Raw genomic sequence first — 26,763 nt, 5'->3', positions numbered from 1 at the left:
TCCGGCGCCGGTGGCGCGTCCGGCGAGGAAGGCCGCGACGGCGTCGGCGCCCATGACGGGCTGTCGGCGGTCCGGCTCATGCCTCCACCAGGCGGTAATACGCGCCGCGCGCTGCCATCAGCGCGTCATGGCTGCCGCGTTCCACGATGCGGCCATGGTCCAGCACGATGATCTCGTCGCAGTCGCGGACGGTGCTCAGGCGATGGGCGATGATCAGGCAGGCACAGCCGCGGCGGCGGATATTGTCGATCACTGTCCGTTCGGTCGCTGCGTCCAGCGCACTGGTCGCCTCGTCGAAGATCAGCAGGGCCGGCTCGCCGACCAGGGCGCGGGCGATCTCGATCCGTTGCCGCTGGCCGCCGCTGAAATGGCGGCCCCCCTCGCCGACCCGGTGCGCATAGGCGCCGGGACGGCCGGCGACATCGTCATGGATCGCCGCATCCTTCGCGGCAGCGACCACGCGCGCCTCGGGCATCGTCGGGTCCCACAGCGTGATGTTGTCGGCGACCGAGCCGTCGAACAGGGCGATTTCCTGGTCGACCATCGCCACGGAACTGCGCAGCAGGTCGCGCGGGATCTGTCGCAGGTCCCTGCCGTCCAGCAGGACCTCCCCCGACCATGGATGGTAGAGCCCGGCGAGCAGCTTGCCGACCGTGGTCTTGCCGCTGCCGGAGCCGCCCACCAGCGCCACCCTGGCACCGGCCGGAACCGACAGGTCCAGGTCGCGGATCAGCGGCGGCTCGGTCGGGATGAAGCCGAACGTGACGCCGCGCAGCTCCGCCCTCCCGGTCAGCCTGGCGGCGACAGGGGGCTGCCCGTCGGCGGCCTGCGGCCTGCCATCGGACGGCAGGTCCGGGGCCGTTCCGGTGGCGAATTCGGCATCCGGCGGATGGGACAGGACATCGTCGACGCGACTCAGATAGCCGCGCGCCTCCTCTGTCTGCGCGCCCAGGGTGACCAGCCCGGCGATCGGCGCGGAGAAGCTGATCAGCAGCGCCTGGAAGGCGAACAGGGTGCCGATGGTCAGCGCACCGTCCATCACCGAGAGGCCGCCCACGGTCAGCACCAGGGCGGTGGCCGCGACCCCCAGGAACACCGGCACGGCATTCAGCAGGTGGCGCACCCGTTGCAGCCGCTGCTCGGTGCTGACCACCTTGGCGTGCTGGCCGGCCCAGCGCCGGAAGAACTGGTCGTCGATGCCGGACGCCTTCAGGCTGTCGATCATCGCCAGGCCCTGCATCGCCACGCCGGTCAGGCGGCCGCGGTCCATCAGCAGCTTCTGGTTGGCATCGGCCAGCCGGCGGGAGACCACCAGGAAGACGGCCAGGTTCAGCGCGGCGACGCCGATGCCGACAAGGGTCAGGGTGACGTCGTAGTGCAGCATGACGACCGCATAGATCGCCATCGTCATCAGCTGCAGCGCGCCGTTGGCCAGATCGCCGCCGACCAGCAGCGCCAGCCGCTCGTTGTATTGCAGCCGGGTGCCGATCTCGCCGCTCTGGCGCTGCGCGAAGAACCGCATCGGCAGGGTCAGGACATGCCAGAAGAACTGGCAGGACGATCGCAGCGAGACCTTGGTCTGCAGGCGCAGGAGGTGGCTTTCGCGCAGGGCGGTCAGCAGCGCCCGCAGGGCGGCGGTGGCCACCATCACGCCGATCAGCGGATAGAGCCAGCCGCTCAGCCCCTCGATCAGCAGGTAGTCGATATAGACCCGGGTGAAGGCCGGCACCAGGAGGCCGGGGATCGCCAGCGCCAGCCCTGTGACCACCACGAACAGGAAGGCGCCCTTCGCGCCGGCCAGCAGGCGGGTCAGGCCGCGCCAGGGCGAGGGCGCCTGGCCGCCCTTGGCGAAGGCCGGCATCGGTTCGAAGGCCAGGGTGACGCCGGTGAAGGATTCGTCGAACTCGCTGCGGCTGATCCGGCGCGGGCCGGCGGCGGGATCGTTGATATGGGCCCAGCGCGCGTCCAGCCCGTCGAGGACCACGAAATGATTGAAGTTCCAGAACAGGATCTGCGGCAGCGGCAGGTCCATCAGGCCGTCCGGCTCCTTGCGGAAGCCCTTCACCCGCAGGCCGTAATGCTCCGCGGCGGCCGTCAGCGCACTGGCCTTGGTGCCGTCCCGCGACACGCCGCAGCGATAGCGCAGCTCTTCCAGCGGCAGATGGCGGCCGTGATGCGCCAGCACCATCGCCAGGCAGGCCGCCCCGCATTCCACGGCCTCCATCTGCAGGACCGTCGGCGTTCGTACCCGCCGCCATCTTGGTGCCGCACCCCTCACCTCAGCTCCCCGCGACCGCTTCCGGCGCCGCCCCGGCCGCGGGCGGATCGCTCAGCAGCGGCTCCAGCGCCGGGATCGCGAGGCTGATCAGCCGCACGTCGCGGACGGCGATGTTCGCCTCGCAGAGGGTGCCGGGATCGATATCCACATCGGGCCCGCCGGAGGACGACCAGAGGAAGCCGCTCGGCGTCGACGGGTCGCGGCGCAATCGCACGATCACCTGGAACGGCGCGCCGTCGCCGATCAGGGTCTCCACCAGCCGCGGGTTCTTGAGGATGCGCTGCATGCCGGCGGCCGTCGAGGGGATCTCGGCAACGCTCTCCACGGTGCCGAGGATGAAGCCGTATTCCTCCCGCTTGACGGAGGCGGGGGAGACCTGGACCGGCATGCCAGGCTGGATCTTCTTGCCATCCGCCGGTGCCGCATAGAGCACGGCGATCAGGCTGTCGCCGGCGATCGGCGCGTCCTCCGCCAGCTCCGCCGAGGCGCCGGACGCCGGGTCGTCGGGGAGCAGGCTCAGCAGCGCAAGGCCGACGGTCACGATCTCGCCCTCGTTCGCCTTCACCTCGACCACCCGGCCCGCATAGGGGCTGCGCAGGGTGGACTTCCGCCCCAGCTGGTCGGCGAGGTTGGCGATCTCGCGCCGGGTGGATTCGATCCTGAGGTCGAGCTCCAGCAGTTCCCGTTCGCGCGCGATGCTGGAGCTGCGCTCCTCCAGCGCCGCCTCCTTGATGGTGTTCTCTGCCCGCGAGATCGCCTCGTTGACGGTGTTGATCTCGATCTTGGTGTCGATGTGGCGCTGCCGGGTGATCTGGCCGCGCTTCAGCATCGTCTTCTCGAAGGCCTCGCGTTCGCCGAGCCATTCCAGCCGGGCGCGGAGAAAGCCGATCGACTGCTCCGCATTGGCGCGGCGCTGGTCGATCACCGCCGCCCGCGCCGTATTCTCGCGCTCCTGGAAGGCGGCGACCTTCTGCCGCTGCATCTGCAGTTCGCCCAGTTCCGCGCGGGCGGTGGCCAGCTGCTGCTCCAGGTCCGGCTGCGCGATCCGGGCTACGACCTGGCCGCGCCGCACCGGTGCGCCGGGGTAGACCAGCAGGCTGCTGATGCGACCCTGTGTCTCCGACACGATGTCCAGGACACCGGTCGGGGAGAGCAGGATGCCCTGCGCCGGCACTTTCACCGGGGCACTGCCCAGGATCCCCCACAGGATGGCCCCCAGGACCAGCGCCACCAGGGCCACAAGTCCGATCCAGCCCGCCGGCGCGGTCACCCGGACGGCCTGGTCCAGCTGCTCCGGGGTCGACAGGCGTTCCAGCGCCGCCTTGCGAAACAAGGATTGGCGAAACACAGGCTGGCTCACGACGGTGCGCCCCTCAAGGTTCGGCAAGTCCATGCGATCTTTGCAGATCGCCGGGGACGGATGTAACCGGCAAAAGGTCCACAATTCTTTAATTCATACTTTTGGCTAGCCAGTGCCAGGGGCATGGACCTGCGAGGTGCTGGTATTTGCGGCGGGAAAGTGGCGGAAGGTGTCACCCTGTGACCCGCATCACTTACGCCGGCAAGCACAGGCACCAAATTCAATCCTGTCAGGGCGGCGAACACACGGTCGGATTTGTTGGTCGAAAATATTCGCAAGACCTGATGGAGCGGGCCAAACATGAATACTGGTCCCGAGGCAAGGGTCCATTAACCATGTCGCTCCACTGTTGATCAGCCAGGCGCGAAGCCGTGAAGCGATGGGAGACGATCATGTCGAGCATGTTTGCAGAGAACGATCGGGACGAACTGCAGATCGACACGCTGAGGGACGTGGTCGGTGGGACCACCACCGAACCGCCGCCGCCGGAGGAAGAGGGCATGATGCCGCCGCCCCCCGAAGGTGACGGCAGCGCACCGCCCCCGCCCCCGATGGGCGACGGGTCGGAGCCGCCGCCCCCGCCGCCGATGGGCGACGGGTCCGAGCCGCCGCCGCCCTTCGAGGCCGGCGAGGCGCCGCCGCCGCACCCTGACGGTTATGTCAACGGCTTCATCGAACCGCTCTACGAGGGTCTGGAATACGATACCGAGGCCAGCACCTATAGCTGGACCCTGGAGATCGACCCGGAGAATGTGGACCTGGAGAATAACACCTTCGTGGTCTCGGCAGACCAGGTCGGCGAGTGGGAAGGCGGCATTCCGCCCGAGGCCACCGACAACGGCGATGGCACCTACACCATTCAGTGCTGGCCGATCGACAGCCTGGCCGACAACGGCGACGGTACGGTCACGCTCAATGGCAGCCTTGCCGACATGTTCGGCGGTGGCGATGGCGGAGAAACCGGCGAAGGCGGAGAGGGCGATGGCGGTGACGAGGGCATGCACACCACGCCGCCGCATCCGGACGGAGACGTCAACGGCTTCATCGATCCGCTCTATGACGGCCTGACCTACAACGAGACCGGGCTGAGCGAGTGGACCCTGCCGATCGACACCGGCGACGTTGACACCGCCAGCAACACCTTCGTGGTCTCGGCGGACGATGTCGGCACCCCCGATCCGCTGCCGGGCTGCGCGACGGACAATGGCGACGGGACCTACACCATCAACTGCTGGCCGATCGACAGCGTCACCGACAATGGCGACGGCACCGTGACCCTGATGGTCGATATCGGGCCGCTGGCGACCTGACCGGCCCTGCTCCGGGAACGGGCACCGGGGCAGCAACCAGGGCGACGAGGGCCGGGCACCGCGAGGGTGCCCGGCCCAAGCCCGTTGTAGCGGCCGTCTGCCGTCAGGAGCGCTGCCGACCGATCCAGCTTTCCACCTTGCCGAGCAGTTCCCGGAGGTCCACCGGCTTGGTCAGGTAGTCGTCCATCCCGGCCTCCAGATAGGCATTGCGGTCGCCGGCCAAGGCATCCGCCGTCAGGGCGAGGATCGGCACCGACGACCAGGAAGATCCCGCGGCGCGGATCCGGCGGGCCGTCTCCAGCCCGTCGAGGACCGGCATCTGGCCGTCCATGAGCACCAGGTCGAACCGGCTCTGTCGCAGGGCGTCAAGGGCGGCCTGGCCGTCCGCCACGACCTCCACCCGGTAGCCGGCGGCGGAGAGGAGGGTGCCGAACAGGCGCTGGTTCGCGGCATTGTCTTCGGCCACCAGGATGCGTGCTGGCACCGCACCGGCTGCCGCTGCCGCTGCCGCTGCCGCCGGCGGAGCGGCCGCACGATGCCGCAGCGCCGGCAGGTCGGCAGGATCGGCGGCCTGCAGCACCACCGTCGCGCGGAAGGTGCTGCCGGCGCCGGGCGTGCTGGCGACCGAGACCTGCCCGTCCATCAGCGCGACCAGGCTGCGGACGATGGCAAGGCCCAGGCCGGAGCCGCCATAGCGGCGGGTGGTGGAGTTGTCGGCCTGGGTGAAGCGGTCGAACAGGGTGGGGAGGGCCTCCGGCGGAATGCCCGCCCCGGTATCGGCGACCGAAAAGCGCAGTTCGACCGTCTGGTCCATCCGCGCCAATAGCTCCGCCGTCAGGGTCACCGTGCCGCGGTCGGTGAACTTCACCGCATTGTCCAGCAGGTTGCCCAGCACCTGACGCAGGCGCAGCGGATCGCCGCGCACGGCGCATGGCAGGTCGGGGGCCAATTCCGCCCGCACGGCCAGGCCCTTTGCCGCCGCGCGGGGCAGCGCGCGCTGCCGCAGCTGTTCCAGCAGCGCATGCAGATCGAACGGCACGATCTCCAGGCGGACGGCGCCCGTCTCCACCCGGTTGTAGTCGAGCACGTCGTTGACCAGGGCCAGCAGGTCGCTGCCGGCGCCGCGGATGTGCTGCAGGTATTCCCGCGCTTCCGGATCCAGCGGCCGCACCGCCAGCAGGTCGGCGAAGCCGAGCAGCCCGTTCAGCGGGGTGCGCAGCTCGTGGCTCATATTGGCCAGGAAGCGGGACTTCGCTTCGTTGGCGGCCTCCGCCGCATCGCGCGCCTCCTTCAGGCGGCGATTGGTCCGCTCCACCACCCGATGGAAGCTGCCCAGCATCACCGATACGCCCGCCGTCAGCACGACGAGCACGGTGATTGCGTCGTCGTTCATCCGCGCCGGATCCATGCCATGGACCGGCGGGCCGAGCAGATCCCGCCCGAAGTAGAAGGCCAGGTAGAGCAGGATCAGCGCCGCACCCAGCGCCAGCGCCGGGCGCAGCCCCAGGAGCAGGCCGCCCAGCACGGGGACGAAGAACAGCCACATGACGCCGCCGGCCAGCAGGCCGCCGGTCAGCGACAGGGCGGTCGCCGCCGGGATCGCATAGCAGGCCAGCAGCAGCCAGGCGCAGCCGCGGTAGTTCCGGGTCAGATGGAAGCAGGCCGGGACCAGGAACAGCAGCAGGAGCCCGACAAGGCCACTGGCATAGACGACGGTATCGGCGAAGCCCTGCCGGGAGGACACGATGCTGGTCGCAATCCCGCACAGGCCGGCCGTCATGGAGAAGACCAGGAGCAGCCGTTCCTGTGCGGTCCGCACCAGGTCGGCGCCGTGCTCGTCGGGCCAGACCCAGCGCCGCAGGATCTGCCAGGGGGGTGGATGATGCCGGCCGGCGCGATCGCCGTCGCGGACATCGCACCGGGGCGCGGCGGCGGGCTCGGTCGGCGACACGTCGATTGCTCCCGGATGCAGCTGTCGGATGCCCTTACTACGGGGCGCCGGCCGTGGCTACAACCGCAGCGGCGGGCGCTCCGTCAGGCCTGCGGCCGGGCAGCGCCGCTTCCCAGAAGCGCCTCGAGCGCCCCCCACAGGGTGGTCTGGTCATAGGGCTTGGCCACCCGCGGCCGCCCGCGATGCGCGACGGGGAAGTCGTCGGTCTCGCCATAGCCGGTGGCGAAGAAGAAGGGCACACCGAGGGCGCCGAGCCGATCGGCCACGGCAAAGCTCGACTCGGTGCCCAGATTGGCGTCCAGCACGGCGACGTCGGGAGGGTTGGCGCCGACCAGGCGCAGCGCCTCCGAGACGGAACCGGCCATGTCCACGTGGCGGATCCCAAGGCTCTGGAAGAAGCTCTCGATATCCATGGCAACCATCATGTTGTCCTCGACGATCAGGACCCGCTGCCACAGGCCTTCGGCGATCATCCGGCGCATCCGGGCAACGGAGGGGCTCTCGTCGCGGCGCGCCAGCCGCGCCTCCGCGCCGCTCTCGTCGTCGGACGAGCCCATCGCCACGTATTGCTCCGGCAATGTCAGGCTCGCGCGCAGGCCGTCGGGATGGAAATCCAGCTCGGCCGCGCCGCTCAGCTGGTGCGGGATCGCCCGCTCCACGATCATCGAGCCGAAGCCGCGCCGCTCCGGCGGCCGCACCTTGGGGCCGTCGAATTCGCGCCATTCCACGACCAGCGGCCGGGAATCGCCGCCATGCCAGGCGACCTCGACCCGGCCGGAGGTGTCGCAGAGCGCGCCGTACTTGGCCGAGTTGGTGGTCAGCTCGTGCACCACCAGGGCCAGGGTCGAGAACGCTTCCGGCTGCAGCAGGACCGGCGGTCCGTCGACCTTCACCCGGTCCGCCTTCTGGCCCAGATAGGCGGCGGCCTCCGCCGTGATCAGGGAGCGCAGCGGCGCCGCCTTCCAGTTGCGGTCGGTGATCAGGTCCTGGGCGCGGGCCAGCGCCTGGATGCGGTTGTCCAGGATCTCGACGAAGGCGTGCAGGTCGGTGGCCCGTTCCGCGCTCTGGCGCACCAGGCCCCGGATCAGGCTCAGCAGGTTGCGGACCCGGTGGTTGAGTTCCGCGATCACCACCTCCTGGCGCTCCTGCGCGGTCCGGCGGCCGCGTTCCACCCGGTCGGTCAGGCGCAGCATCACCTCCAGCAGGGTGATGCGCAGGCCTTCGGCCAGCGACCGTTCCGCCGGGGTCCAGGGCTGCGACTGGCCCTGCACCGTCTCCCGCCAGGCCTCGAAGCTCTTGCGCGGTGTCAGGCGGGGGCCGTTCGGGCCGCTTGCCATCGTCTTGTCCGGCTTTCCGCCCCAGGTGACGGTGTGGATCACCTCGCGCCGGAACAGCACCAGATAGTCGCGCGGGGTGCGTGAGATCGGGATCGCCAGCAGGCCGACCGCGTCTTCCGCGAACCCGCGGGCCGGTGGATGCACGGCGGCGATGTCGCGCACGGCATAGATCTGGCTGTTGGCGGCACGGTTCAGGAAGCGCACCAGGTCGGCGAACTGGTCGGGTTCCGGCGCCGCGCCCTGCAGGCTGCACGCGCCATCGATCCAGATGCCGATGCCGTCGGCAGGGACGAGGCCCTCGATCTCCTGCGCGATCGAGGCCAGGGCCTCGCTGTTGGTGAGGCCTTCGCCGCCCAGGGCGAGGTTGCGCATCAGCCGGTCGTGAACCGCGCGCGCGTCGCGTTCGCGCTCCGCCTCCTCGTCCCGCAGGCGGGCCTCCAGCAGCAGGGAGAAGGTCTCCCCGAACAGTTCCAGTGCGGCGCGCCGGCGGAACGACAGGCCATGCGGCGCGTAATGGTGGCAGGCGATCAGCCCCCACAGCTCGCCGCCCTGGATGATCGACACCGACAGCGACGCGCCGACCCCCATGTTGCGCAGATATTCCAGGTGGATCGGCGACACGCTGCGCAGCATGCTCATCGACAGGTCGAGCGGCGCGCCTTCCGGGTTGCGCGGCGGCTCGACGGGCACCGGCTCCGCGGCAACGTCTGCGATGCTGCGCAGCCAGTTGCGGCGATACAGGGCGCGCGCCTGCTTCGGGATATCGGAGGCCGGGTAGCGCAGCCCGAGATAGCGTTCATGGGCGCCGCGCAGGGCCTCCGACACCACCTCGCCCGAGCCGTCCTCGTCGAAGCGGTACACCATCACCCGATCGAAGCCGGTGATCGACTGGACCAGACGCGCCGCATCCCGCAGGAAGGCCGGGACCGTGCGGGAGCTGCGCAGCCGCGACAGCACGGTCTGGACCCGCCAGAATTCCGTATCGTCCTCGGCCGGGTCGCGCGGCTCGCATTCCAGGATGACGCTGCGGCCGCTGATATGGACGGCGGCGTCGAAGCTGCGGCCGTCGCCAAGCAGGTCGATGCCGAAGATCCGCTCCACGCTGTCGGGGCCGCTCAGGCCCTGCAGCCGGTTGCGGATCGCATGCAGCGCCTCGCCGTCGACCAGGTCGGTCAGCGGCAGGCCGAGGATGTCGCTCGCCGGACGCCCCAGCCAGCGTTCCGCATTGGCGGATGCGTGCTGGATGATCCAGTCGGAGGAAGCCGCCAGCAGGAAGCCGAAATCCTGGATCCCGCCCAGGAGGTGGATCGGCTCCCGGTCGCAATTGTCCAGGTCGACCGGGCCCTGCCAGTTCTCTACCTCTTCCGATGTCAGGGAAGACAAGCTTGCTCGTCCTTACGGTTTCGTACGCCGATGCTGCCGGGCCCTCGACCCCGGGGCACAGGCGGGTGCTGCAGGGACGCGTTGCCGGCCGCGCCGGGTCGCGATGCGGGCCGGAGGCCCGGAACGGGCGGCAGCTGCTGCCGTAAACCCGATTGCTTCACCATAGGTCAGAAGGCGCAACCTGCCATTAACCTATGACAGCGGCCCCCTGGAGCAGGCTTGCAATGTCAACATAGCGCCTTGGCCGATATTGCGGAAGCCGGCATCCCGCCGCCTGCGAGGGCCGGCGGGGTGGTCAGGCAGCGGGCCGGTTCAGTCCGACCGGCGCCAGCTGCCGGGCGGACGGCCGGTCGCCTGCTTGAAGGCGCGGGAGAAATGGGTCTGCGACGCAAAGCCGCAGGCCGAGGCGATCTCCGCCAGGCTCAGGTCTGGGTCGCGCAGCATCTGGCGGGCGCGCTCCAGCCGCTGCGCCTGGACGAAGCGGTGTGGCGGGCAGCCGAAGGCCGCCTTGAAGGCCCGCGCGAAATGGAAGCGGCTGAGGCAGGCCTGCGCCGCCATCTGCTCCAGGGTCAGGTCGGTGCCGAGATTGTCGAGGATGAAGTCGCGCACCCGGCGCTGCCGGTCCGGGTCCAGCGCGCCCTCCGCCCGGGCGACGGGCAGGGCGGCCGGGGACAGGTTGGAATGGTGCCGCAGGATGTAGACCGCCAGCGCGGCAGCCAGGCTCTCCGCCAGCAGGGCGCCGGCCGGTCCGGGCCGGCGCAGTTCCCCCAGTACCGCCCCCGCCAGCCCGGCGATGACCGGGTCGTGGAAGCCGCCGTCATAACGCAGCCGCAGGCGGTCGGGATCGATGTCGAACTCCTGCAGTGCCGCCGCGGAGAGCGGCGCGGCCGGCAGGTAGATGTGGATGCTCTCTTCCAGGTCGTTGTAGAGGCGGATCATGTCTTCCCGGATGCCGGCCGGGCAGAGCCAGACCGTGCCCGGGACCGCGGCGGTGCGCTGCAGCCGGCCGTCGCCGCGGCGGCGGACCCGCAGCCGGCCGCGGGTCAGGACGATAATCTCCGTCTCCCGCGGCTCGATGTCGGGCAGGTCGCCGGCGCGATGGCGCCAGGTCTCGGCGAGCAGGCCGGTCCAGCCGCGGCCGGCGCTGCTGTCCAGCCGCATGCTGTGGGGATATTTCGCCTCGCCATGCCCGCCCAGCGGCACCGGTGCATCCTCCGCCTCGTCGCACCGTTCCAGGGTAGCACCGATATCTCGCGTGCCGGAACGTCGTCCGGTCCGCGACCCGCCGGCCGCCGCTTTCAGCATTCCAGGGCAAGAGAACAGCAAGCCGGTGACGTGACCCCTGACTGTCGCCGATCTAGCCTGACGGGAAACGAACGATCGGCCGGCAGAGCCGGCGACGGACATTGGATCGCGGGAGCTTCATATGACAAACGGATCGGACGGCACGGAACGGATCGTGCTGGCGGCCTGCCCGCACGATTGCCCGGACACCTGTTCGATGCTCGTGACGGTGCGCGACGGCCGCGCCGTCGCGGTGCGCGGCAATCCCGACCACCCGTTCACCCGGGGTGGCCTATGCGTCAAGGTCAACAACTACCAGGACCGCACATACAGTCCCGACCGCGTGCTGCATCCGCTGCGACGGACCGGCCCGAAGGGCAGCGGCCGTTTCGAGCGGATCGGCTGGGACGAGGCCCTGGCCACGATCGCCAGGCGCTGGCAGGCGATCATCGCCGAGGACGGCCCCACCGCGATCCTGCCCTACAGCTATCTGGGCACCGAAGGCGTACTCAACGGACTGAATGTCGGCGACCCGTTCTTCAACCGGCTGGGGGCCACGGTCAGCGAGCGGACGTTCTGCGATTCCGGTTCCTCCACCGCCTATTTCATGACCATCGGCCCGACCGCCGGCGTCGATCCGGAAGCCTTCCGCTTCTCCCGCTACATCGTGCTCTGGGCCTGCAACACGATGAGCACCAATCTGCACCACTGGCCATTCATCGCCGAGGCGCAGGCGCAGGGGGCGAAGGTGGTGGTGATCGATCCGGTGCGCACCCGCACCGCGAAGAAGGCGGACTGGCACATCCCGATCCGCCCCGGCACCGATGCCGCCCTGGCGCTGGCGATGATGCAGGTGATCATCGCCGAGGACCTGGTGGACCACGACTATGTCGCGAACCACACGCTCGGCTTCGATGACCTGAAGGCGCGGGTGGCCGGCTTCACGCCGGAGAAGGCGGCCGCGATCACCGGCGTGCCGGCGGAGGATATCCGCACCCTGGCGCGGGAATTCGCCACCACCGACCCCGCAGTGCTGCGCATCGGCGTGGCGCTGGAACGCCATGCCGGCGGCGGCCAGACGGTGCGGGCGGCCGCCTGCCTGCCGGCCCTGACCGGTGCCTGGCGGCATCCCGGCGGCGGCATCCTGCAGCTGCCGGTCTGGGCTTTCCCCCTGGACTGGGGGCGGCTGATGCGGCCGGACTTCCTGACCCCGGGCACCCGGGTGCTGAACCAGTGGCGCCTGGGCCCGGCCCTGACCGGGGAAATGGCGCTGGACCCGCCGATCCGCGCCCTGTTCGTCTACAACGCCAACCCGGCGGTGGTCGCGCCCGAGCAGGCGAAGATCATCCGCGGCCTGTGCCGGGAGGACCTGTTCACGGTGGTCAGCGAACAGTTCCTGACCGATACCGCGCTGCATGCCGACATCGTGCTGCCGGCGACCACGCAGCTGGAGCAGGAGGACATCATGTACTCCTGGGGGCATTTCTACCTGTCCTACAACAATCCGGCGGTGGCGCCGCTGGGGGAGGCGGTGCCGAACACCGAGCTGTTCCGGCGCCTGGCCGCGACGATGGGCTTCGACGACCCGTTCTTCCGCCGCGACGACCGGCAGATGATCGAGGAGGCGCTGGACTGGGCCAGCCCGGCACTGGCCGGCATCACCCTGGAGGCCCTGCGCCGCGACGGCTATGCGCGACTGAACCTGCCGCCGGCGGCGGACTATGCGCCGCACCGGGACGGCAATTTCCCGACCCCTTCGGGCAAGTGCGAGTTCGCCGCCTCGATGGCGGCGAATGGCGATTTCGTGCTGCCGCTGTTCCGGCAGGGGTCGGAGGAGTTCCAGTCCTGCACCCCGGTCGACCCGCTGCCGCACTACATCCCGCCCAACGAATCGCCGTCGACCAATCCGGGCCTGGCGGCCAGCTATCCGCTGAACCTGATGTCGCCGAAGAGCCATGCCTTCCTGAATTCCAGCTTCGCCAACATGCCGCAGCAGCTGCACCATGCCGGCGAGCAGAGCCTGATGCTGCATCCCGCCGACGCGCGCGAACGCAATATCGGCGACGGCATGCCGGTGGTGATCAGCAATGGCCGCGGCAGCTTCCAGGCGGTGGCGCGGCTGAGCGAGGATGTCCTGCCGGGGGTCGTCGTCGCGCCGATGGGCCACTGGCGCTCCCGCAGCCCGGGCGAGGCGACGGTGCAGGCGGTCAATTCCGGCGCCTTCGCCGATCTTGGCGCCGCACCCACCTTTTCCGACAACCTGGTCGAGGTGGCCCCGCTGGCCGCGGCCCGGGCGGCCGAATAGGGCGCCGGGCAGGCGCGGCGGAGCCGGGCCCTCGTCAGGTGGCCTGCACGGCGAGGACGGTCAGGTAGGCCAGGTAGCCGCCCAGCAGGACCGCGCCCGCGCCGCGCCCTAGCCGCCGCCAGGTCAGCAAAAGCAGCAGCGCCAGGGTGGCGCCCAGCATCACCCAGATGTCCAGGAGCAGGATCTCGGCCGGGACCGGGATCGGCTGTACCAGCGCCGTGACACCCAGGATCGCCAGCACGTTGTAGATGTTGCTGCCCAGCACATTGCCGATGGCGATGTCGCCCTGCCGGCGCAGGGCGGCGATGATGGAGGTCACCAGTTCCGGCAGGGAGGTGCCGACGGCGACCAGGGTCAGGCCGACCAGGGTGTCGGAGACGCCGGCCGCGGCCGCGATCTCGATCGCGCCTGTCACCAGCCAGTCCGCGCCGAGGAAGATCAGCGCGAATCCCGCCAGGGTGAAGGCGGCCGCCCGGCCCCAGCCGGGCAGCGGGCTGTCGTCCTCCGCCACCCCGCCGTCGCCCCCGGCCGTCCGTTCGTGCCGGTAGGCGATGCCCAGATAGAGGGCCAGGCCCAGCAGCAGGGCGATGCCGGCCAGTCGCGGCAGCTCGCCATAGGCCACCAGCGCGGTGCAGGCCATGGCCGCGGCAAGGGTCGCGATGCCGTCCCGCCACTTGCCTGACACCGGCACCGCCAGCGGCCGCAGCAGCGCGGCCATCCCCAGGATCAGCAGGATGTTGGCGGTGTTGCTGCCGACCACGTTGCCGACCGCGATGCCGGGGGCGCCGTCCAGGGCGGCGGTGACGCTGGTGAACAGTTCCGGCGTCGAGGTGCCGAAACCCAGCAGGGTGAGGCCGATCAGCAGCGGCGAGACGCCGAGCCGACGCGCGATCGCCGTGGCGCCGCGGATCAACAGGTCGCCGCCGGCGACGAGCAGGACGAGGCCGGCAACCGTTTCGATAATGAACATGTGGGGGGATGGCTCCGTCGCGCCGGAAGAATTCGCGGTGCGCAACAAGAGGTTTGCGCCTTGCCGCCGTTTGCAAGGGGCGGGCGGACGGCACCGCGGAAAATTTCCGCTCTTAGCACGTCGCTGTCGCGGCGCTACTGTCGCCATACTGCCCCCGCCAGGAATCTCCGATGCCCGATGACAACCCCTCGATCCTGTCCCCCTCGATCCTCTCCCATGTTTCCATCGGCACGAACGACTTCGACCGTGCCACCGCCTTCTACGACAGGGTGCTCGCCACCCTTGGGTGCCGGCGGGTGCTGGAACATCCCGGGGCCGTCGCCTATGGCAGGGCCTTTCCGGAATTCTGGGTGCAGACCCCGATCGACGGCGCACGGGCGGCTGTCGGCAATGGCGTGCCTTTCGGCTTCTTTGCCGCCTCCAGGGCGGAGGTCGACGCCTTCCACGCCGCGGCCCTGGACACAGGCGCGCGGGACGATGGCGCGCCGGGCCCGCGGCCGGAATATGGCGCGCCCTATTGCGGCGGCTTCGTGCGCGACCTGGACGGCCACAAGATCGAGGCGGCCTACTGGGACCAGGCGATGGCGGCCGAGCCGGGTCTGGACTGACCCGCATCCGGCCGCATCTCTTCGACTGAGCCCCGGCGGGCCCCCCTGAGTCCGCGGCAGGTCCGGCCGGCGTGCCATTGTGGAACGCGACCGGGGCAGGGGCAGCCAGTCCTGTCGCAGACCGGTACGCTTTAGCCGCGACCGGCAGGTATGCGTCTTGCTGGAGCCGGTGGGGCTGATATCGCGACGGCACGGGCCGGGGGCCCGGGCCATGCTGCGGGGGAGTAACCAGATATGCCGGTGCGCTGGCTCAAGGCACGGCCGGAGCGGCTTGAGAAGGAAGCCACGGTCCATGGCACCCGGGAGTTCCTGCATGCCGTGGTGGCGGGCGGCGCGCTTGTGGCCGCCGCCGACGGCGTGATCCTGGCGGTGGAGCGCAAGCGGCTGCACGATTTCGTGCAGGCCAACCGGGCCCTGTCCGGCTTCGATGCCAGCGATGTCGAGCAGGCCTTCATGGCGATTGCCGACAGGCTGGAGCGCGACTTTGTCAGCGGCCGGAACGAGGCGCTGCAGATCATCGCCCGGTTGCGCGGCAATGCACCGGCCGCGCGGCTGTGCATGCGGGCCTGCTGTGCGATTGCCGCGGCGGACGGCCTGTTCGACGAGGACGAAACCCGGGCGGTCGCCGAGATCTGCCAGGCGCTGGGGCTGGATCCGGAAAGCTTCGAGATCTGAAAACACGAGCCCCGGTGCGCCGATCTCCGTTCGCGGCCGGCCGGCATGTCCAGTCTCGGAATCGCTGCCGCCTCATGCTAGGAGACGTGGGCAACCGGCCGGCACCCGTTCCGTGCGGCCGCTCCCTTCCCCACCGCACAGGGATTCCGCCAGCGCATGAGCGTCGACAGCGCGGTGCATACGCTTTCCAGCTATCAACTCGCCATCCTGGCGGTCGGCAGCATCGCCTTCGGGCTCTATCTGCTGTTCAAGGCCGGCGGCTGGACCGTCGGCGCCGCCATCTTCCTGGCACAGCGGCTGGGGCTGTCGCAGCTCTTCATCGGTGCGACCGTGGTGGCGTTCGGCACCTCCGTGCCGGAGCTGGTCACCTCGGTGAACGCCAATCTCTCCGGCTATCCGGGTCTCAGCCTGGGCAATGTCATCGGCTCCAACATCGCCAACATCCTGCTGGTGACCGGCGCCACGGCGGCGGTCTTCGCCCTGGTTGCCCGCCCGCGCAACCTGGTGAAGGACGCGGTGATGGTCTGCCTGGCCACCGGGGTGCTTATCGCCCTGATGCTGACCGGCGAGATCGTGCGGTGGCACGGCCTGGCGCTCTTTGCGGTGCTGCTGGCCTATGTCGCCTACGCTTTCTTCAGCGAACGCCGCGGTGGCGCGGAGCCGGAGCTGGAGGAGGAAGAACTTCACGTCTCCTCCACCTGGCAGGCGCTGCTGTTCCTCGGTGGCGGCCTGCTGGGCCTGATCATCGGCTCCGAGATCCTGGTGCAGGGCGCGGTGGCCGCCGGCACGGCGCTGCGGGTGCCGGAGGCGGTGATCGGCGTGACGGTGGTGGCGCTTGGCACCTCGCTGCCGGAGCTCGCGACCTGCCTGGTCGCCGCCCTGCGGCGGAAGGTCGACATGGTGGTCGGCAACATCCTGGGCTCCAACCTGTTCAACATCCTGTCGATCCTCGGCCTGACCGCGCTGATCAAGCCGCTGCCGGTCGAACAGGACATGTTCGCCATCGACATGTGGGTGATGGCCGGGACGACCCTGGTCTTCTCGCTGTGGATGGTGACGGTAGCCCGGCTCGGCCGCACCCTGGGCATCGCGATGATCCTGACCTACCTCGTCTTCACCCTATGGCAGTATCGCGGCGCGATGCTGCACTGACACCGGCCTCCGCCATGCTGCCCCCTTCTTCGCAATGTTGCACTGCGGCATTGCCCCTTGACATTGCGCCGCTGTGGGCGCATGTACCTGCCAGCCCCGCAGGACGGCGCAACGCCGGCATGTGCTGCGACCCCAGGCGATACGACCACAGGCCGCGACAAGGCCGCCCGGTCGGACGAATCCCAGGTGTCCCGTGACCGGTTGGTCCCGCTGAGGCTTCTTTATCCCTCCGTTAGCTCCAGCTGCGCGTGGAAGGCGGATTAAGCGCTGAAACGCGTTCGCCCCGTGCCGGAGTCCATCCGCCGCGGCCGATGCCTTGCGGCGCGAAGGAAGTTGTTTCTCTTGACTGAGTCCCAGTTCGATGCGCTCGGCCTTGCCGAGCCGATCCTGCTTGCCCTGAAGGCCGAGCAGTACGTTTCCCCCACCCCGATCCAGGCCGATGCGATCCCCCACCTGCTGGCGGGCCGCGACCTGCTGGGCATTGCCCAGACCGGCACCGGCAAGACGGCGGCGTTCAGCCTGCCGATCCTGGACCGGCTGTCCCGCCACCGGCCGAAGCTGCAGCCGCGCAGCGCCAGCGCCCTGATCCTGGCGCCGACCCGCGAGCTGGTGCTGCAGATCCTCGACAGCCTGGCGGCCTATGGCAAGAACCTGCGGCTGCGTCACACCGGCATCGTTGGCGGCGTGAACCAGCGTGCCCAGGTCAACGCCATGTCCCGCGGCGTCGACATCCTGGTGGCCACCCCGGGCCGCCTGCTGGACCTCGCCGGCCAGGGCCATGTGCGGTTCGACGGCGTGCAGACCCTGGTCCTGGACGAGGCCGACCGGATGCTGGACATGGGCTTCATCCGCGATGTCCGGAAGATCGTCGCCGCCTGCCCGGCCGAGCGGCAGACCCTGCTGTTCTCCGCCACCATGCCGACGGAGATCGACCGCCTGGCGGCGGAGATCCTGAACGATCCGGTCCGGGTGGCGGTCGCCGCCAAGACCGTGACCGCGGACAAGGTCAGCCAGCAGGTGATCCATGTCGCCGCGAAGGAGAAGACCAGCCTGCTGATCGAGATCCTGGAGGATCCGGCGATGTCGCGGGTGATCGTCTTCACCCGCACCAAGCACGGCGCCAACCGGGTGACGGAGAAGCTGAACAAGGCCGGCATCCCTGCCGACGCCCTGCACAGCAACAAGTCCCAGAATGCCCGGCAGCGGGCCCTGGCGCAGTTCCGCAATGGCGAGGCGCGGGTCCTGGTCGCCACCGATATCGCCGCGCGCGGCATCGACGTCGACGAGGTCACCCATGTGGTGAACTTCGAGCTGCCGAACATCCCGGAAAGCTATGTCCACCGCATCGGCCGCACGGCGCGGGCCGGCAGCACCGGCATCGCGATCTCGTTCTGCGATCCGACGGAGCGCCCCTATCTGCGCGACATCGAGAAGCTGACGAAGAACAAGATCCCGGCGTTGTACGACCGGGGCGCCAACGGTGACCGTGCCGTCGACGAGGACCGCCCGGCGGCGCCGCAGGGCCGCGGCGACAACCGCCGCCGTCCCTCCGCCCAGGCGAAGCGGCCGTCGCGGCCGACCGGCCGCGGCGAGGGCCGGCCCTCCGGCACGCCGCATCGCGGCGGGCCCGGCACGACCGGCAATGCCGCCGCGCCGCATGCCGGCAAGGCGGCCGGCGGCGGTGCGCCCCGCGGCACGGTGAAGTGGTTCAATGCCCGCAAGGGCTTCGGCTTCATCGCGCCGGACGATGGCGGCCAGGACGTGTTCCTGCACATCAGCGATGTGGAGCGCGCCGGCATCGCCCACCCGACCGAGGGGCAGGCGCTGAGCTACGAGCTGCAGCGCGACCCGAAGAAGGGCAAGGTTTCCGCCGGCAATCTCAAGCTGCTCTGAAGGGGCGGGCGGTCCGCCGCCCGGTCTCTCGGATCCGGAAGAACGCGGCCCGGCATGCGACGCATGCCGGGCCGTTCCGTTTTCAGCCGGCAATGCCCGCGGCCGGCGCATAGAGCCGCATGGCTTCGCTGCGGCCGGAGATCGCCTGCCGGCCCAGATCCTGCCAGCCATCCGCAGCCGACGCGCCGGCCGCCTCCAGCACCTCGGCTGAGGCCAGCATCGGCTTCTGCAGCGGCTTGCACATGGCTTCCAGCCGGGCGGCCACGTTGACCGCATCTCCCAGCACCGTGAACTCCAGCCGTTCGGCATCGCCGACCGTGCCGCAATAGACGGTGCCGGCATGAACCCCGACCCCGACGGCGACCGGCGGCTCGCCGCGCTGGGCGAGATCGCGGTTCCAGTCGGCGATGGTGTCCAGCAGGGCATGACCGCAGGCCAGCGCATCGCGGGCGCTGGCGGCGACGGGCCTGTCGGCGGGGCCGGTCGCCCCGAACAGCAGCATTGCGGCATCGCCGATGAACTTGTCGATGATCGCGTCATGCGCCCTGGCGGCGGCCTGGACCCGGCGCCGGTAGTCGGTCACGAATGCCGACAGCCGCTCCGGCGACAGCTGTTCCGCGCGTGCGGTGAAGCCGCGGATGTCCACGAACAGGATCGCTACCGTCCTGCGCTGGCTCAGATGCAGGCCGGCGCCGTCTCCTGCGGCCAGCCAGGGTGCCAGCTCTGCCGGCAGGTAGCGGGTCAGGGCGGCGCGCCGCCGGGCCTCCTCCAGCATCCGGTCCAGCAGCCGGTGGGTGCGCGCTACGGCCAGGGCGATGGTCAGGCCGGCGGCGACCAGCATGACCCAGCGCATGATGTTGGGGGGCAGGGCGAAGAACAGGTCCACCAGGCCATCGCCTTCGGCGAAGATCCGCCAGCCGCCCGCCAGGGCCGGCACCACGGCAAGGCCGATTGCCAGCGCGGCCGTGACGGCCAGCTGCAGGCTGGTGTTGAAGCGCTGCGCGCCCAGGCAGAGGATCAGCGGCAGCAGCCAGGCCGCCGGCATTGCGGCGATATAGTTCGTGCTAAGGCCGGTATTGGCCAGGCTGAACCACAGCGCCGACAGCACGAAGGCCACGTCCAGCGCCGATGAGGCCCAGGGGATCCAGGGGCGGAACATCGCCGGCCGGGCGACCGCCACGGCGGCGGCGCCCAGAAGGAAGTAGGCCGCCTGGGTGGCCAGCGCCACCGCGTACTGGCGGTGGAAGACCGGCTCCAGGCTGTCGCCGGTATCGGGGCCGGCGCCCGACACCGCCACCATGAGGGCGGCGGCCAGCAGCGCGGCGGCCGCCATCCGGACGATGCCGACGATGCGTTCGGCGGCGATCTCCGCTTCCCGCAGCGGGCCGCCGGGCGTCTGACGGCGCGCCGGTTGCGGGGCCGCTTCCGCGGCCGCGGAAACCGGGGTATCTCTGCCTGGGTTTGCGGGTCGGGCCATCGCGTCGGGCGCCTGTTCGTTGGGAGGATGCTGGGATGGATGCGGATTCGGGCGTGTCGGGCGGGTTGATCCTCATCCTCGTCCTCGCCCTGGTGATACTGGTCACCATCTGGCGGGGCATTAAGATCGTCCCGCAGAGCGAGAAATATGTCATCGAGCGGCTGGGCCGGCTGCACAAGGTGCTGGGGCCGGGCCTGAACCTGATCGTGCCCTTCCTGGACGTGGTGCGCCATCGCGTCTCGGTGCTGGAGCGGCAGCTGCCGCACATGCAGCAGGATGCGATCACCCGCGACAATGTGCTGCTGCAGGCCGACATGGTGGTGTTCTACCGGGTGCTGGAGCCGGAGCGCACGGTCTACCGGATCCGGGACATTGACGCGGCGGTCGGCACCACGGTCGCCGGCATCGTGCGTTCGGAGATCGGCCGGCTGGAACTGGACGAGGTGCAGTCGAACCGGTCGACATTGAATGGCGCGATCAAGCAGCACCTGGCGGAGGCGACCGACGACTGGGGCATTGCCGTGACCCGGGCGGAGGTGCTGGACATCAACCTGGATGCCGCCACGCGGGAGGCGATGCTGCAGCAGCTGAACGCCGAGCGCGCGCGCCGCGCGGCGGTGACCCAGGCGGAGGGCGAGAAGCGGGCGATGGAACTGAGGGCGGATGCCGAGCTCTACACCGCGCAGAAGCTGGCGGAGGCGCGCCGCATCTCCGCGGAGGCGGATGCCTACGCGACCGAGGTCGTGGCGCAGGCGATCCACACCCACGGCACCGCCGCCGTGGAGTTCGAGATCCGCAAGCGCCAGGTCGAGGCCTTCGCCAAGATGTCGGACAGCCAGGGCCGGCAGACGATCGTCCTGCCCGCCGACCTGGCGGAGGCGTTCGGCACCGCCGCCCGCCTGTTCGGCGGTACGCGGACCTGAGCGGCGGGGCGGGCCGATGACCTCCATCCTGCTCGGCGGCGAATATTGGCTGATCGCCGGGCTTGTGCTCGGCGCGGTCGAGATCTTCGCGCCCGGCTTCTTCTTCCTGGGCTTTGCCGGCGGGGCCGCGGTGACCGCCCTGTTCGTCTGGCTGTTCGGCGGCGCCTTCGAGGGGTCGGCGCATGGCTGGGCCTGGCCGGTGCTGGTCTTTGCGCTGTTCAGCCTCGCGACCACGTTCGCCCTGCGCCGGCTGTTCGGCACCAGGGGCGCGCGCAGCCGCCGCTTCGACGATGTCGATGTGAACGACACGCCCTACAGGGGCGACAAGAGCTGAACGCCGGCTGCCGGCTTCCACCATCCAACAAGCTGTCGTGTCGCCGGAGGGATGGATCCGCGCCTGAAGGGCGGCGGGGGTCAGATATGTCGCGGACGCGCCCTCCCTGCCGCGGTCGTCCTTGGGCCCAGAGTTCCAAGCCATCGGCCAAGGACCGTGACGGTACGGCGAAGCTGCGCGCCGGCATGGTCCCGTCGCGGCCATCGGGTCAGGCCCGATGGCGACGGCAACCGGGTAGGGCGGCGGGGGGATAGGCGTCCACCGGTGAGAACTGTGGATGCCGCGGCCTCGAGGGCGGCCGCGACGCTGAGGCGGGTGCAGGGGCGCCCCGATCCTTCCGCCGCCGTCAGGCGGCGGCCTGCTGCTGCGCCAGCAGGACGCGGAACTCCTGCTCCAGCATCGGCCGGGCGTAGAGGAAGCCCTGGCCGAAGTCGCAGCCGATGTCGCGCAGCATCGCGTGCTGGGCATCGGTCTCCACCCCTTCGGCGACGGTCTTCAGGCCCAGCTTGCCGGCCATCACCACGATCGCTTCGGTGATCGCCTTGTCGTGGTCCGAGGTCTCGATGTCGCTGATGAAGGAGCGGTCGATCTTCACATAGTCGATCGGGAACCGCTTCAGGTAGGACATGGCGGAATAGCCGGTGCCGAAATCGTCGATGGCGATCGCCATGCCGGCATCGGAAAAGGCCTGCAGCTTGCGCAGGGTCGCGGGGTTGCCGTCCAGCAGCAGGCCTTCCGTGATCTCAAGGGTCAGCGCTTCGGCGGGCACATCGGCCCGCTGCAGGTGGGACAGCCATTGCTGTACCGTGTCGCGGGTCATCAGGTGGCGCGGCGAGACGTTCAGGGTCAGGCGCAGGCTGTCCTCCGCCAGACCGCTGCCGCGCAGGTCCTGCAGCACCGCCACGACCTTCCGGAACACCCATTCGCCGATATCGATGATCAGGTCGCTGTTTTCGGCGATCGGGATGAAGCGGGCCGGCGGCACCAATGTGCCGTCGGGCCGGCGCCAGCGGATCAGCGCCTCCGCCTCCGCGATCCGGCCGGTGCGCAGGTCGTAGATCGGCTGGAAGCAGAGCAGGAACTCGTCGTTGCGGATCGCCCGACGCAGGCGCAGCAGCATGTCGTTGCGTTCGCGCGATTCCTGCTGCAGGTGCAGGGTGTGGAAGCGGAAGGTGTTGCGACCCTCCTCCTTCGCCAGGTACATCGCGCGGTCGGCGCTGGCCAGCAGGGTGGCGGCGTCCTCCCCGTCGGTCGGGTAGCAGGCAATGCCGACGCTGGCGGAGATCTGGACCTCCTGCCCGGCGCACTGGATCGGCTGCGCCAGGGAACGGATCAGCCGCTGGGCGACCGACACGGTGACCGGGTCGCCGGCGCCGTCCCGTGCCGGGCCGCGGTCCATATGGGTCAGGATCACGAACTCGTCGCCGGCCAGGCGGGCAACGGTGTCGCCGGCGCGGACGCAGGATTCCAGGCGGCGGGCGGTCTCCGTCAGCACCTGGTCGCCGGCGACATGGCCGAGCGAGTCGTTGATCTCCTTGAAATGGTCCAGGTCCACGAACACCAGGGCGAAGGCGCCGCCTTCCGCGGCGCCGCGCAGCACTTCCTGTTCCAGGCGGTCGAGAAGCAGCCGCCGGTTGGGCAGGCCGGTGAGCGCGTCGTAATAGGCATGGCGCTCGATCAGCTCCTCCTTCTTCTTCTGGTTGGTGATGTCGGAGAAGATGCCGACATGGCGCACCACCTTGCCGGCCGCGTCATGCACCACGCTGATCGACAGCCATTGGGCATAGACGGTGCCGTCCTTCCGCCTGTTCCAGACCTCGCCGCGCCAATGGCCCTGCTGCTCCAGCCTTTGCCACATCGCCTGGTAGAAGGCACGGTCCTGCCGGCCGGCGCCGATGAAGCCCGGGTTGCGGCCCAGCACCTCCGCCTCCTCGTAGCCGGTGATCCGGGTATAGGCCCTGTTGATCTTCACCACCCGGTTCTGGTCGTCGGTGATGACCACGCCTTCCGCCGCCTGGGAGAGGACGGTCGCCGCCAGCCGGGCCTCCAGGTTGGCCTGCTCCTCCTCCGTCACGTCGGCGAAGGTGCCGATGATGCGCTGCGGTTCGCCGTTCCGCGCGGCGGCCAGCGCCATGCCGCGCAACACCAGCCAGCGCCAGCTTCCATCGCCGGCACGGATGCGCATCCGGTGCTCCAGATGGGGGATCTGGCCGTCCAGAAAGGCGTCCAGGGCCTGCTGCGCGGCGGCACGGTCGTCGGGATGGAACAGGGCGAACCATTCCTCGACCGCCATCTCCTCCGCCCGGTCGGCATAGCCGAGCAGGTCGCGGCCCAGGCGCGAGATGAAGATCCGGCCCTGCGGCCGGTCCCAGTCCCAGACGCCCTGGCGGGAACCCTCGACGGCGAACTCCCAGCGGCGGCGGAACTCCTCGTGCTGGCGGTGCAGGGTCTCGCGGCTGTCGAGGTAGCCGAAGAAGAAGCGCCGGCTGACGCCGCAGGCAAGCAGCAGGGCGAGGGTCAGCGCACCGAAATTGATCGTCATGCGCTCATGCTCGGCGGCGACCATCGCATCGACCCGGTCGTGCAGATAGCCCACCGCCAGGACCAGGGGCAGGTCGGGAAGCCCGGCATAGGCATTGATCCGAACCTTGCCGTCCACGGGGGAGACGCTGGTGATGGTTCCTTCGGTCCGGCGCCGCCAGGCGCGCGCGAACACGCTGGCCCGGCCGAGCGAGCGGCCGGTCTGACCCTGCGCGTCGGGGAATCGGGCAAGGATCGTACCGTCGGTATCGGTGAGCACCGCGAAATCGATGTCCAGGGATCGCAGGAAGTCGTTCACGAAGCCGCTGCGCAGCAGGGCGATAGGCCCGTCGCAGCCGCGGCCGAAGGCGGAGGTGCGGGTCAGCGGGATCAGCCACTCGCCCTGCGGACCGTCGCGCAGCGGCGGCAGGGTGGTGGCCTCCGTCGTCTCCCCGCCGCGAAGCCCGTCACAGGCCGCCGCAAGCTCCGCCAGGGTCTCGTCGTGGGGCCGCCTGCCGCGCAGAAGACGCGGACCGTCCGCGCCCGTCGTCAGCACCGACGTCAGGAAGCCGTCGGCGGCCAGCGGGTCGTGGACCGGTCGGCTGCCCGCCGCCTCGGCATCGGGGCGGGTCGTCGCCAGGTCCTGCACCGCGCGTCCGATCCGGTCCTGCAGCGTGGCCGCGAGGGCAAGCCGGATCGCTTTCGCGCTGGCGGCATAGCCCGCGGCGAGATCCTCGCCCTCGGCCTCGGTGGCCCGCCAGGAGATCGTGGCGGCCAGGGCGACGGCGAGAAAGGCAAGCGCCCAGCTTCCCCAGAACAGGCGGCCGGACAGCCTGTGGCTCAGGCCGCCACCGAATGCGGGCGGCAGGGCGGGCTCCGACGTCCCGCCCCCTGGGCCGGGATCGGTGGCGTCGCCACTCTTTGCGTCGGGCTCTGGCCTGTTCATGAAGGGCGACCGGGTCACATCTCTGCCGCGCCGGAATCGCGCCGGCATGGCAGGAGAATGGGGCCATCGCCGTAAAGGAAGCTTTAAGCGCCCGCCGCCGTCATGGCCGGCGGCAATGCGATGTCCGCCGCCCGGCTGTCGGAGGTCGCCAGGACCGCCTGTGCCAGTACCTGGCCGATGGCCACAAGGACCGGCGCATCCGCCGCCGGCGGCGCCTCGCGGGCCGCCAGTGCCGCCAGGTCGCCCCGCCAGATATCCTCCCCGTCGCGGCCGATGGCGACGGCAACCACGGCCGGGGTCGTCGCCGGCAGGCCTTCCGCCAGAAGCCGCGCGGCCAGCGCGGCCGCGGTGCGGCCAGCCATGTAGAACAATGTCGTGGTTTCCGGGTCGGCAAGGCCCCGCCAGTCCAGGTCGTCGGGCAACTGCCCAAGCCGCGAATGGCCGGTGACGAAGCGGACCGAATGCGCCATGTCCCGGTGGGTCAGCGAGATGCCCAGCCGGGCGGCAAGCGCCACCCCGGCGGTGATGCCGGGCACAACGGCGACCGGGATTCCCGCCGCGGCAAGGTCGGCGATCTCCTCGCCGCCGCGGCCGAAAATGCCGGGATCGCCCGATTTCAGCCGCACCACATGCCGGCCCTGGCGTGCCAGCTTCAGCATCAGGGCGTTGATGTCCGCCTGCTGGCAGGTCTTCCGGCCCGCCCGCTTGCCCACCAGCATGCGCCGCGCCTCGCGCCGGGCCAGCTCCAGGACGGCGTCGGAGACCAGGTCGTCGAACAGGATCACGTCGGCCGATTGCAGGGCCCGCACCGCATCCAGGGTCAGCTGCCCGGCATCGCCCGGCCCGGCGCCGACCAGGGTCACCCGCCCGCCGGGCGTGGCACAGGCATCGGCGAGCAGCGCCGCCATGCCGGCCTCCTCCGGCGGCGGCGCGCCGGCCAGGGCCCGCTCCGCGAAGCGCCGCCAGAAGGCGCTGCGCAGGCCTGGCAGGGGCAGCCGGCCGGCGATCCGGGACCGCCAGAGCCGGGCTGTTGCGGCCCAGCCGCCGAGGCTGCGGGGCAGGGCGGTCTCGATCCGCTGGCGGATCGCCTGTGCCAGGGCCGGGGTGGCGCCGCCGGTGGAAATGCCGACCACCACCGGTCCGCGTTCGACGATGCTGCCGAAGGTCACGTCGCTCAGCGACGGCCGGTCCACCAGGCTGACCGGCACGCCTGCCGCCCGTCCCGCCGCGGCGAAGGCTGCGGCAGCCCCGTCGTCGGCGGTGTGGCAGACGGCCAGCGACAGGCCCGCGAAATCCTGCCGCTGCCAGGTGCGGGGCAGATGGCGCAGGCTGCCGGCGGCAGGCCCGCGGGCCAGCAGCGCCGCCAGCGCCGCGCCGGGCGCGGGGGCACAGAGCAGCACCTCCGCGCCCGCCGCGGCCAGCAGTTCCGCCTTCCAGGCGGCGCCGTCGGCATCGCCGGCGACCAGGGCGCGCCGGCCGTGCAGGTTCATGAACAGGGGCAGGGCGGCCAGCGGCCCGACGGCCCGGCCCCGGGCAGGCGGCTTCCCCGCCGGGATCGCCGGCCCCGCCGGCAGCTCAGCGTCCGGCATGGCGAATCAGCTCCCCGATCTCGGCGCGGCACGAGCCGCAATTGCTGCCGGCGCCCAGGCTGGCGCCGATCGCATCGACGGTGGCGCAGCCGCGGCCCACCGCCTGCAGGATGGTGTTGGCACCGACGGCGAAGCAGGCACAGACGGTGGCGCCGGGATCGGGCCGGTCGCCGCCCGGCCGGCCGGCCAGCAGCGCCATGCGGTCCTGCGGCGACGGCATCTCGCGGCCCAGCAGGTCGGCGAGCCAGGCCCGCGACACCGCGACCGGGCCCGGGGCGAGATAGAGCGCCGCCACCAGCCGGTCGCCGGCGAAGCGGGCGAGGCGGTAGCTGCCGCTTGCCGCATCGGCATAGACCTGCTCGCCGTCGCCGATACCGCCCAGGACGGCGGCGGCAATGGCCGCCGGGTCCCCGGCCGGGCCGTCGCCGGCCAGTTCCAGCCGCCAGCCCCGGCGGCAGCGCGCCAGCG

Annotated in this window: 18 protein-coding genes and 1 pseudogene; 9 read left to right on the top strand and 10 right to left on the bottom strand. The window is 70.5% G+C overall.

Going from position 1 to position 26,763, the window contains the following annotated elements; all coding sequences use genetic code 11:
* Positions 1 to 76: 76 nt before the first annotated feature.
* The gene (locus ACFOGJ_RS27590) at positions 77 to 2,278 is read right to left on the bottom strand and encodes an NHLP family bacteriocin export ABC transporter peptidase/permease/ATPase subunit (RefSeq protein WP_379906508.1); all 2,202 of its coding nucleotides are present in this window, start codon (positions 2,276 to 2,278) and stop codon (positions 77 to 79) included.
* A gap of 1 nt (position 2,279) precedes the next feature.
* Positions 2,280 to 3,671 carry an NHLP bacteriocin system secretion protein gene (locus ACFOGJ_RS27585; RefSeq protein WP_379906507.1) on the bottom strand — a complete coding sequence of 464 codons (1,392 nt, stop codon included), beginning with the start codon at positions 3,669 to 3,671 and terminating at the stop codon, positions 2,280 to 2,282.
* A 359-nt stretch (positions 3,672 to 4,030) separates the two neighbouring features.
* Between ACFOGJ_RS27585 and ACFOGJ_RS27580 the strand changes: the two genes are divergently transcribed.
* Positions 4,031 to 4,948, top strand: coding sequence for a hypothetical protein (locus tag ACFOGJ_RS27580; protein WP_379906506.1), 918 nt, complete (start codon positions 4,031 to 4,033; stop codon positions 4,946 to 4,948).
* Positions 4,949 to 5,051: 103 nt separating this feature from the next.
* On the opposite strand, the gene ACFOGJ_RS27575 is transcribed toward ACFOGJ_RS27580, so the two are convergent.
* The 3 genes from ACFOGJ_RS27575 to ACFOGJ_RS27565 form a co-directional block, all read right to left on the bottom strand.
* Entirely contained in the window at positions 5,052 to 6,899 is a 1,848-nt protein-coding gene (locus tag ACFOGJ_RS27575) for an ATP-binding protein (protein ID WP_379906505.1), read from the bottom strand.
* An 83-nt stretch (positions 6,900 to 6,982) separates the two neighbouring features.
* Positions 6,983 to 9,619, bottom strand: coding sequence for an HWE histidine kinase domain-containing protein (locus ACFOGJ_RS27570; protein WP_379906504.1), 2,637 nt, complete (start codon positions 9,617 to 9,619; stop codon positions 6,983 to 6,985).
* A gap of 312 nt (positions 9,620 to 9,931) precedes the next feature.
* A complete protein-coding gene (locus ACFOGJ_RS27565) occupies positions 9,932 to 10,822 on the bottom strand; it encodes an AraC family transcriptional regulator (RefSeq protein WP_379906503.1) in 891 nt (296 codons plus the stop codon).
* A 223-nt stretch (positions 10,823 to 11,045) separates the two neighbouring features.
* Here ACFOGJ_RS27565 and ACFOGJ_RS27560 point away from each other — a divergent pair, with 223 nt between their 5' ends.
* Entirely contained in the window at positions 11,046 to 13,208 is a 2,163-nt protein-coding gene (locus tag ACFOGJ_RS27560) for a molybdopterin-containing oxidoreductase family protein (RefSeq protein ID WP_379906502.1), read from the top strand.
* A 34-nt stretch (positions 13,209 to 13,242) separates the two neighbouring features.
* On the opposite strand, the gene ACFOGJ_RS27555 is transcribed toward ACFOGJ_RS27560, so the two are convergent.
* The gene (locus ACFOGJ_RS27555; RefSeq protein ID WP_379906501.1) at positions 13,243 to 14,178 is read right to left on the bottom strand and encodes a calcium/sodium antiporter; all 936 of its coding nucleotides are present in this window, start codon (positions 14,176 to 14,178) and stop codon (positions 13,243 to 13,245) included.
* Between the two features lie 170 nt (positions 14,179 to 14,348).
* On the opposite strand from ACFOGJ_RS27555, the gene ACFOGJ_RS27550 reads away from it, so the two are divergent.
* The 5 genes and pseudogenes from ACFOGJ_RS27550 (at position 14,349) to ACFOGJ_RS30360 (ending at position 18,506) form a co-directional block, all read left to right on the top strand.
* Entirely contained in the window at positions 14,349 to 14,786 is a 438-nt protein-coding gene (locus ACFOGJ_RS27550) for a VOC family protein (protein WP_379906500.1), read from the top strand.
* A 234-nt stretch (positions 14,787 to 15,020) separates the two neighbouring features.
* A complete protein-coding gene (locus ACFOGJ_RS27545; RefSeq protein ID WP_379906499.1) occupies positions 15,021 to 15,461 on the top strand; it encodes a tellurite resistance TerB family protein in 441 nt (146 codons plus the stop codon).
* A gap of 156 nt (positions 15,462 to 15,617) precedes the next feature.
* Complete coding sequence (locus tag ACFOGJ_RS27540; RefSeq protein ID WP_379906498.1) at positions 15,618 to 16,613, top strand: calcium/sodium antiporter; 996 nt, start codon at positions 15,618 to 15,620, stop codon at positions 16,611 to 16,613.
* Between the two features lie 285 nt (positions 16,614 to 16,898).
* Positions 16,899 to 17,969, top strand: a pseudogene (locus tag ACFOGJ_RS27535) (DEAD/DEAH box helicase); the annotation flags it as partial.
* Positions 17,970 to 18,311: 342 nt separating this feature from the next.
* Positions 18,312 to 18,506 (top strand): cold-shock protein, encoded by a 195-nt coding sequence (locus ACFOGJ_RS30360; protein WP_449288615.1) that lies wholly within the window; start codon positions 18,312 to 18,314, stop codon positions 18,504 to 18,506.
* A gap of 82 nt (positions 18,507 to 18,588) precedes the next feature.
* On the opposite strand, the gene ACFOGJ_RS27530 is transcribed toward ACFOGJ_RS30360, so the two are convergent.
* A complete protein-coding gene (locus ACFOGJ_RS27530; RefSeq protein ID WP_379906496.1) occupies positions 18,589 to 19,983 on the bottom strand; it encodes an adenylate/guanylate cyclase domain-containing protein in 1,395 nt (464 codons plus the stop codon).
* Between the two features lie 35 nt (positions 19,984 to 20,018).
* Here ACFOGJ_RS27530 and ACFOGJ_RS27525 point away from each other — a divergent pair, with 35 nt between their 5' ends.
* Together ACFOGJ_RS27525 and ACFOGJ_RS27520 are read left to right on the top strand one after the other, a co-directional pair.
* A complete protein-coding gene (locus ACFOGJ_RS27525) occupies positions 20,019 to 20,906 on the top strand; it encodes an SPFH domain-containing protein (protein WP_379906495.1) in 888 nt (295 codons plus the stop codon).
* 16 nt (positions 20,907 to 20,922) lie between these two features.
* Positions 20,923 to 21,240, top strand: coding sequence for an NfeD family protein (locus ACFOGJ_RS27520; RefSeq protein WP_379906494.1), 318 nt, complete (start codon positions 20,923 to 20,925; stop codon positions 21,238 to 21,240).
* A 346-nt stretch (positions 21,241 to 21,586) separates the two neighbouring features.
* Here ACFOGJ_RS27520 and ACFOGJ_RS27515 read toward each other — a convergent pair whose 3' ends face one another.
* The 3 genes from ACFOGJ_RS27515 to ACFOGJ_RS27505 all read right to left on the bottom strand — a co-directional run.
* Positions 21,587 to 24,706, bottom strand: a complete 3,120-nt coding sequence (locus ACFOGJ_RS27515; RefSeq protein WP_379906493.1) for a bifunctional diguanylate cyclase/phosphodiesterase — start codon at positions 24,704 to 24,706, stop codon at positions 21,587 to 21,589.
* Positions 24,707 to 24,789: 83 nt separating this feature from the next.
* Positions 24,790 to 26,295 carry a siroheme synthase CysG gene (cysG, locus tag ACFOGJ_RS27510; RefSeq protein ID WP_379906492.1) on the bottom strand — a complete coding sequence of 502 codons (1,506 nt, stop codon included), beginning with the start codon at positions 26,293 to 26,295 and terminating at the stop codon, positions 24,790 to 24,792.
* Positions 26,282 to 26,763 (bottom strand): (2Fe-2S)-binding protein (locus ACFOGJ_RS27505; protein ID WP_379906491.1); only part of this gene is annotated, 482 nt, incomplete at its 5' end. The genes ACFOGJ_RS27505 and cysG, both read right to left, overlap by 14 nt.

The sequence above is a fragment of the Marinibaculum pumilum genome, assembly GCF_042646425.1.
In the GTDB taxonomy this organism is placed as follows: Bacteria; Pseudomonadota; Alphaproteobacteria; order Ferrovibrionales; family Ferrovibrionaceae; genus Marinibaculum; species Marinibaculum pumilum.
Note: the sequence above shows the minus strand (reverse complement) of the source record. Positions and strands in the feature narration are given on the sequence as shown.

Bases quoted from the DNA above. Each gene is read 5' to 3' on its own strand.
- cysG (WP_379906492.1), bottom strand. From the start codon at position 26,295: ATGCCGGACGCTGAGCTGCCGGCGGGGCCGGCGATCCCGGCGGGGAAG.
- ACFOGJ_RS27540 (WP_379906498.1), top strand. From the start codon at position 15,618: ATGAGCGTCGACAGCGCGGTGCATACGCTTTCCAGCTATCAACTCGCC.
- ACFOGJ_RS27520 (WP_379906494.1), top strand. From the start codon at position 20,923: ATGACCTCCATCCTGCTCGGCGGCGAATATTGGCTGATCGCCGGGCTT.
- ACFOGJ_RS27530 (WP_379906496.1), bottom strand. From the start codon at position 19,983: ATGGCCCGACCCGCAAACCCAGGCAGAGATACCCCGGTTTCCGCGGCC.
- ACFOGJ_RS27545 (WP_379906499.1), top strand. From the start codon at position 15,021: ATGCCGGTGCGCTGGCTCAAGGCACGGCCGGAGCGGCTTGAGAAGGAA.
- ACFOGJ_RS27525 (WP_379906495.1), top strand. From the start codon at position 20,019: ATGGATGCGGATTCGGGCGTGTCGGGCGGGTTGATCCTCATCCTCGTC.
- ACFOGJ_RS27585 (WP_379906507.1), bottom strand. From the start codon at position 3,671: ATGGACTTGCCGAACCTTGAGGGGCGCACCGTCGTGAGCCAGCCTGTG.
- ACFOGJ_RS27550 (WP_379906500.1), top strand. From the start codon at position 14,349: ATGCCCGATGACAACCCCTCGATCCTGTCCCCCTCGATCCTCTCCCAT.
- ACFOGJ_RS27555 (WP_379906501.1), bottom strand. From the start codon at position 14,178: ATGTTCATTATCGAAACGGTTGCCGGCCTCGTCCTGCTCGTCGCCGGC.
- ACFOGJ_RS27580 (WP_379906506.1), top strand. From the start codon at position 4,031: ATGTCGAGCATGTTTGCAGAGAACGATCGGGACGAACTGCAGATCGAC.
- ACFOGJ_RS27515 (WP_379906493.1), bottom strand. From the start codon at position 24,706: ATGAACAGGCCAGAGCCCGACGCAAAGAGTGGCGACGCCACCGATCCC.
- ACFOGJ_RS27560 (WP_379906502.1), top strand. From the start codon at position 11,046: ATGACAAACGGATCGGACGGCACGGAACGGATCGTGCTGGCGGCCTGC.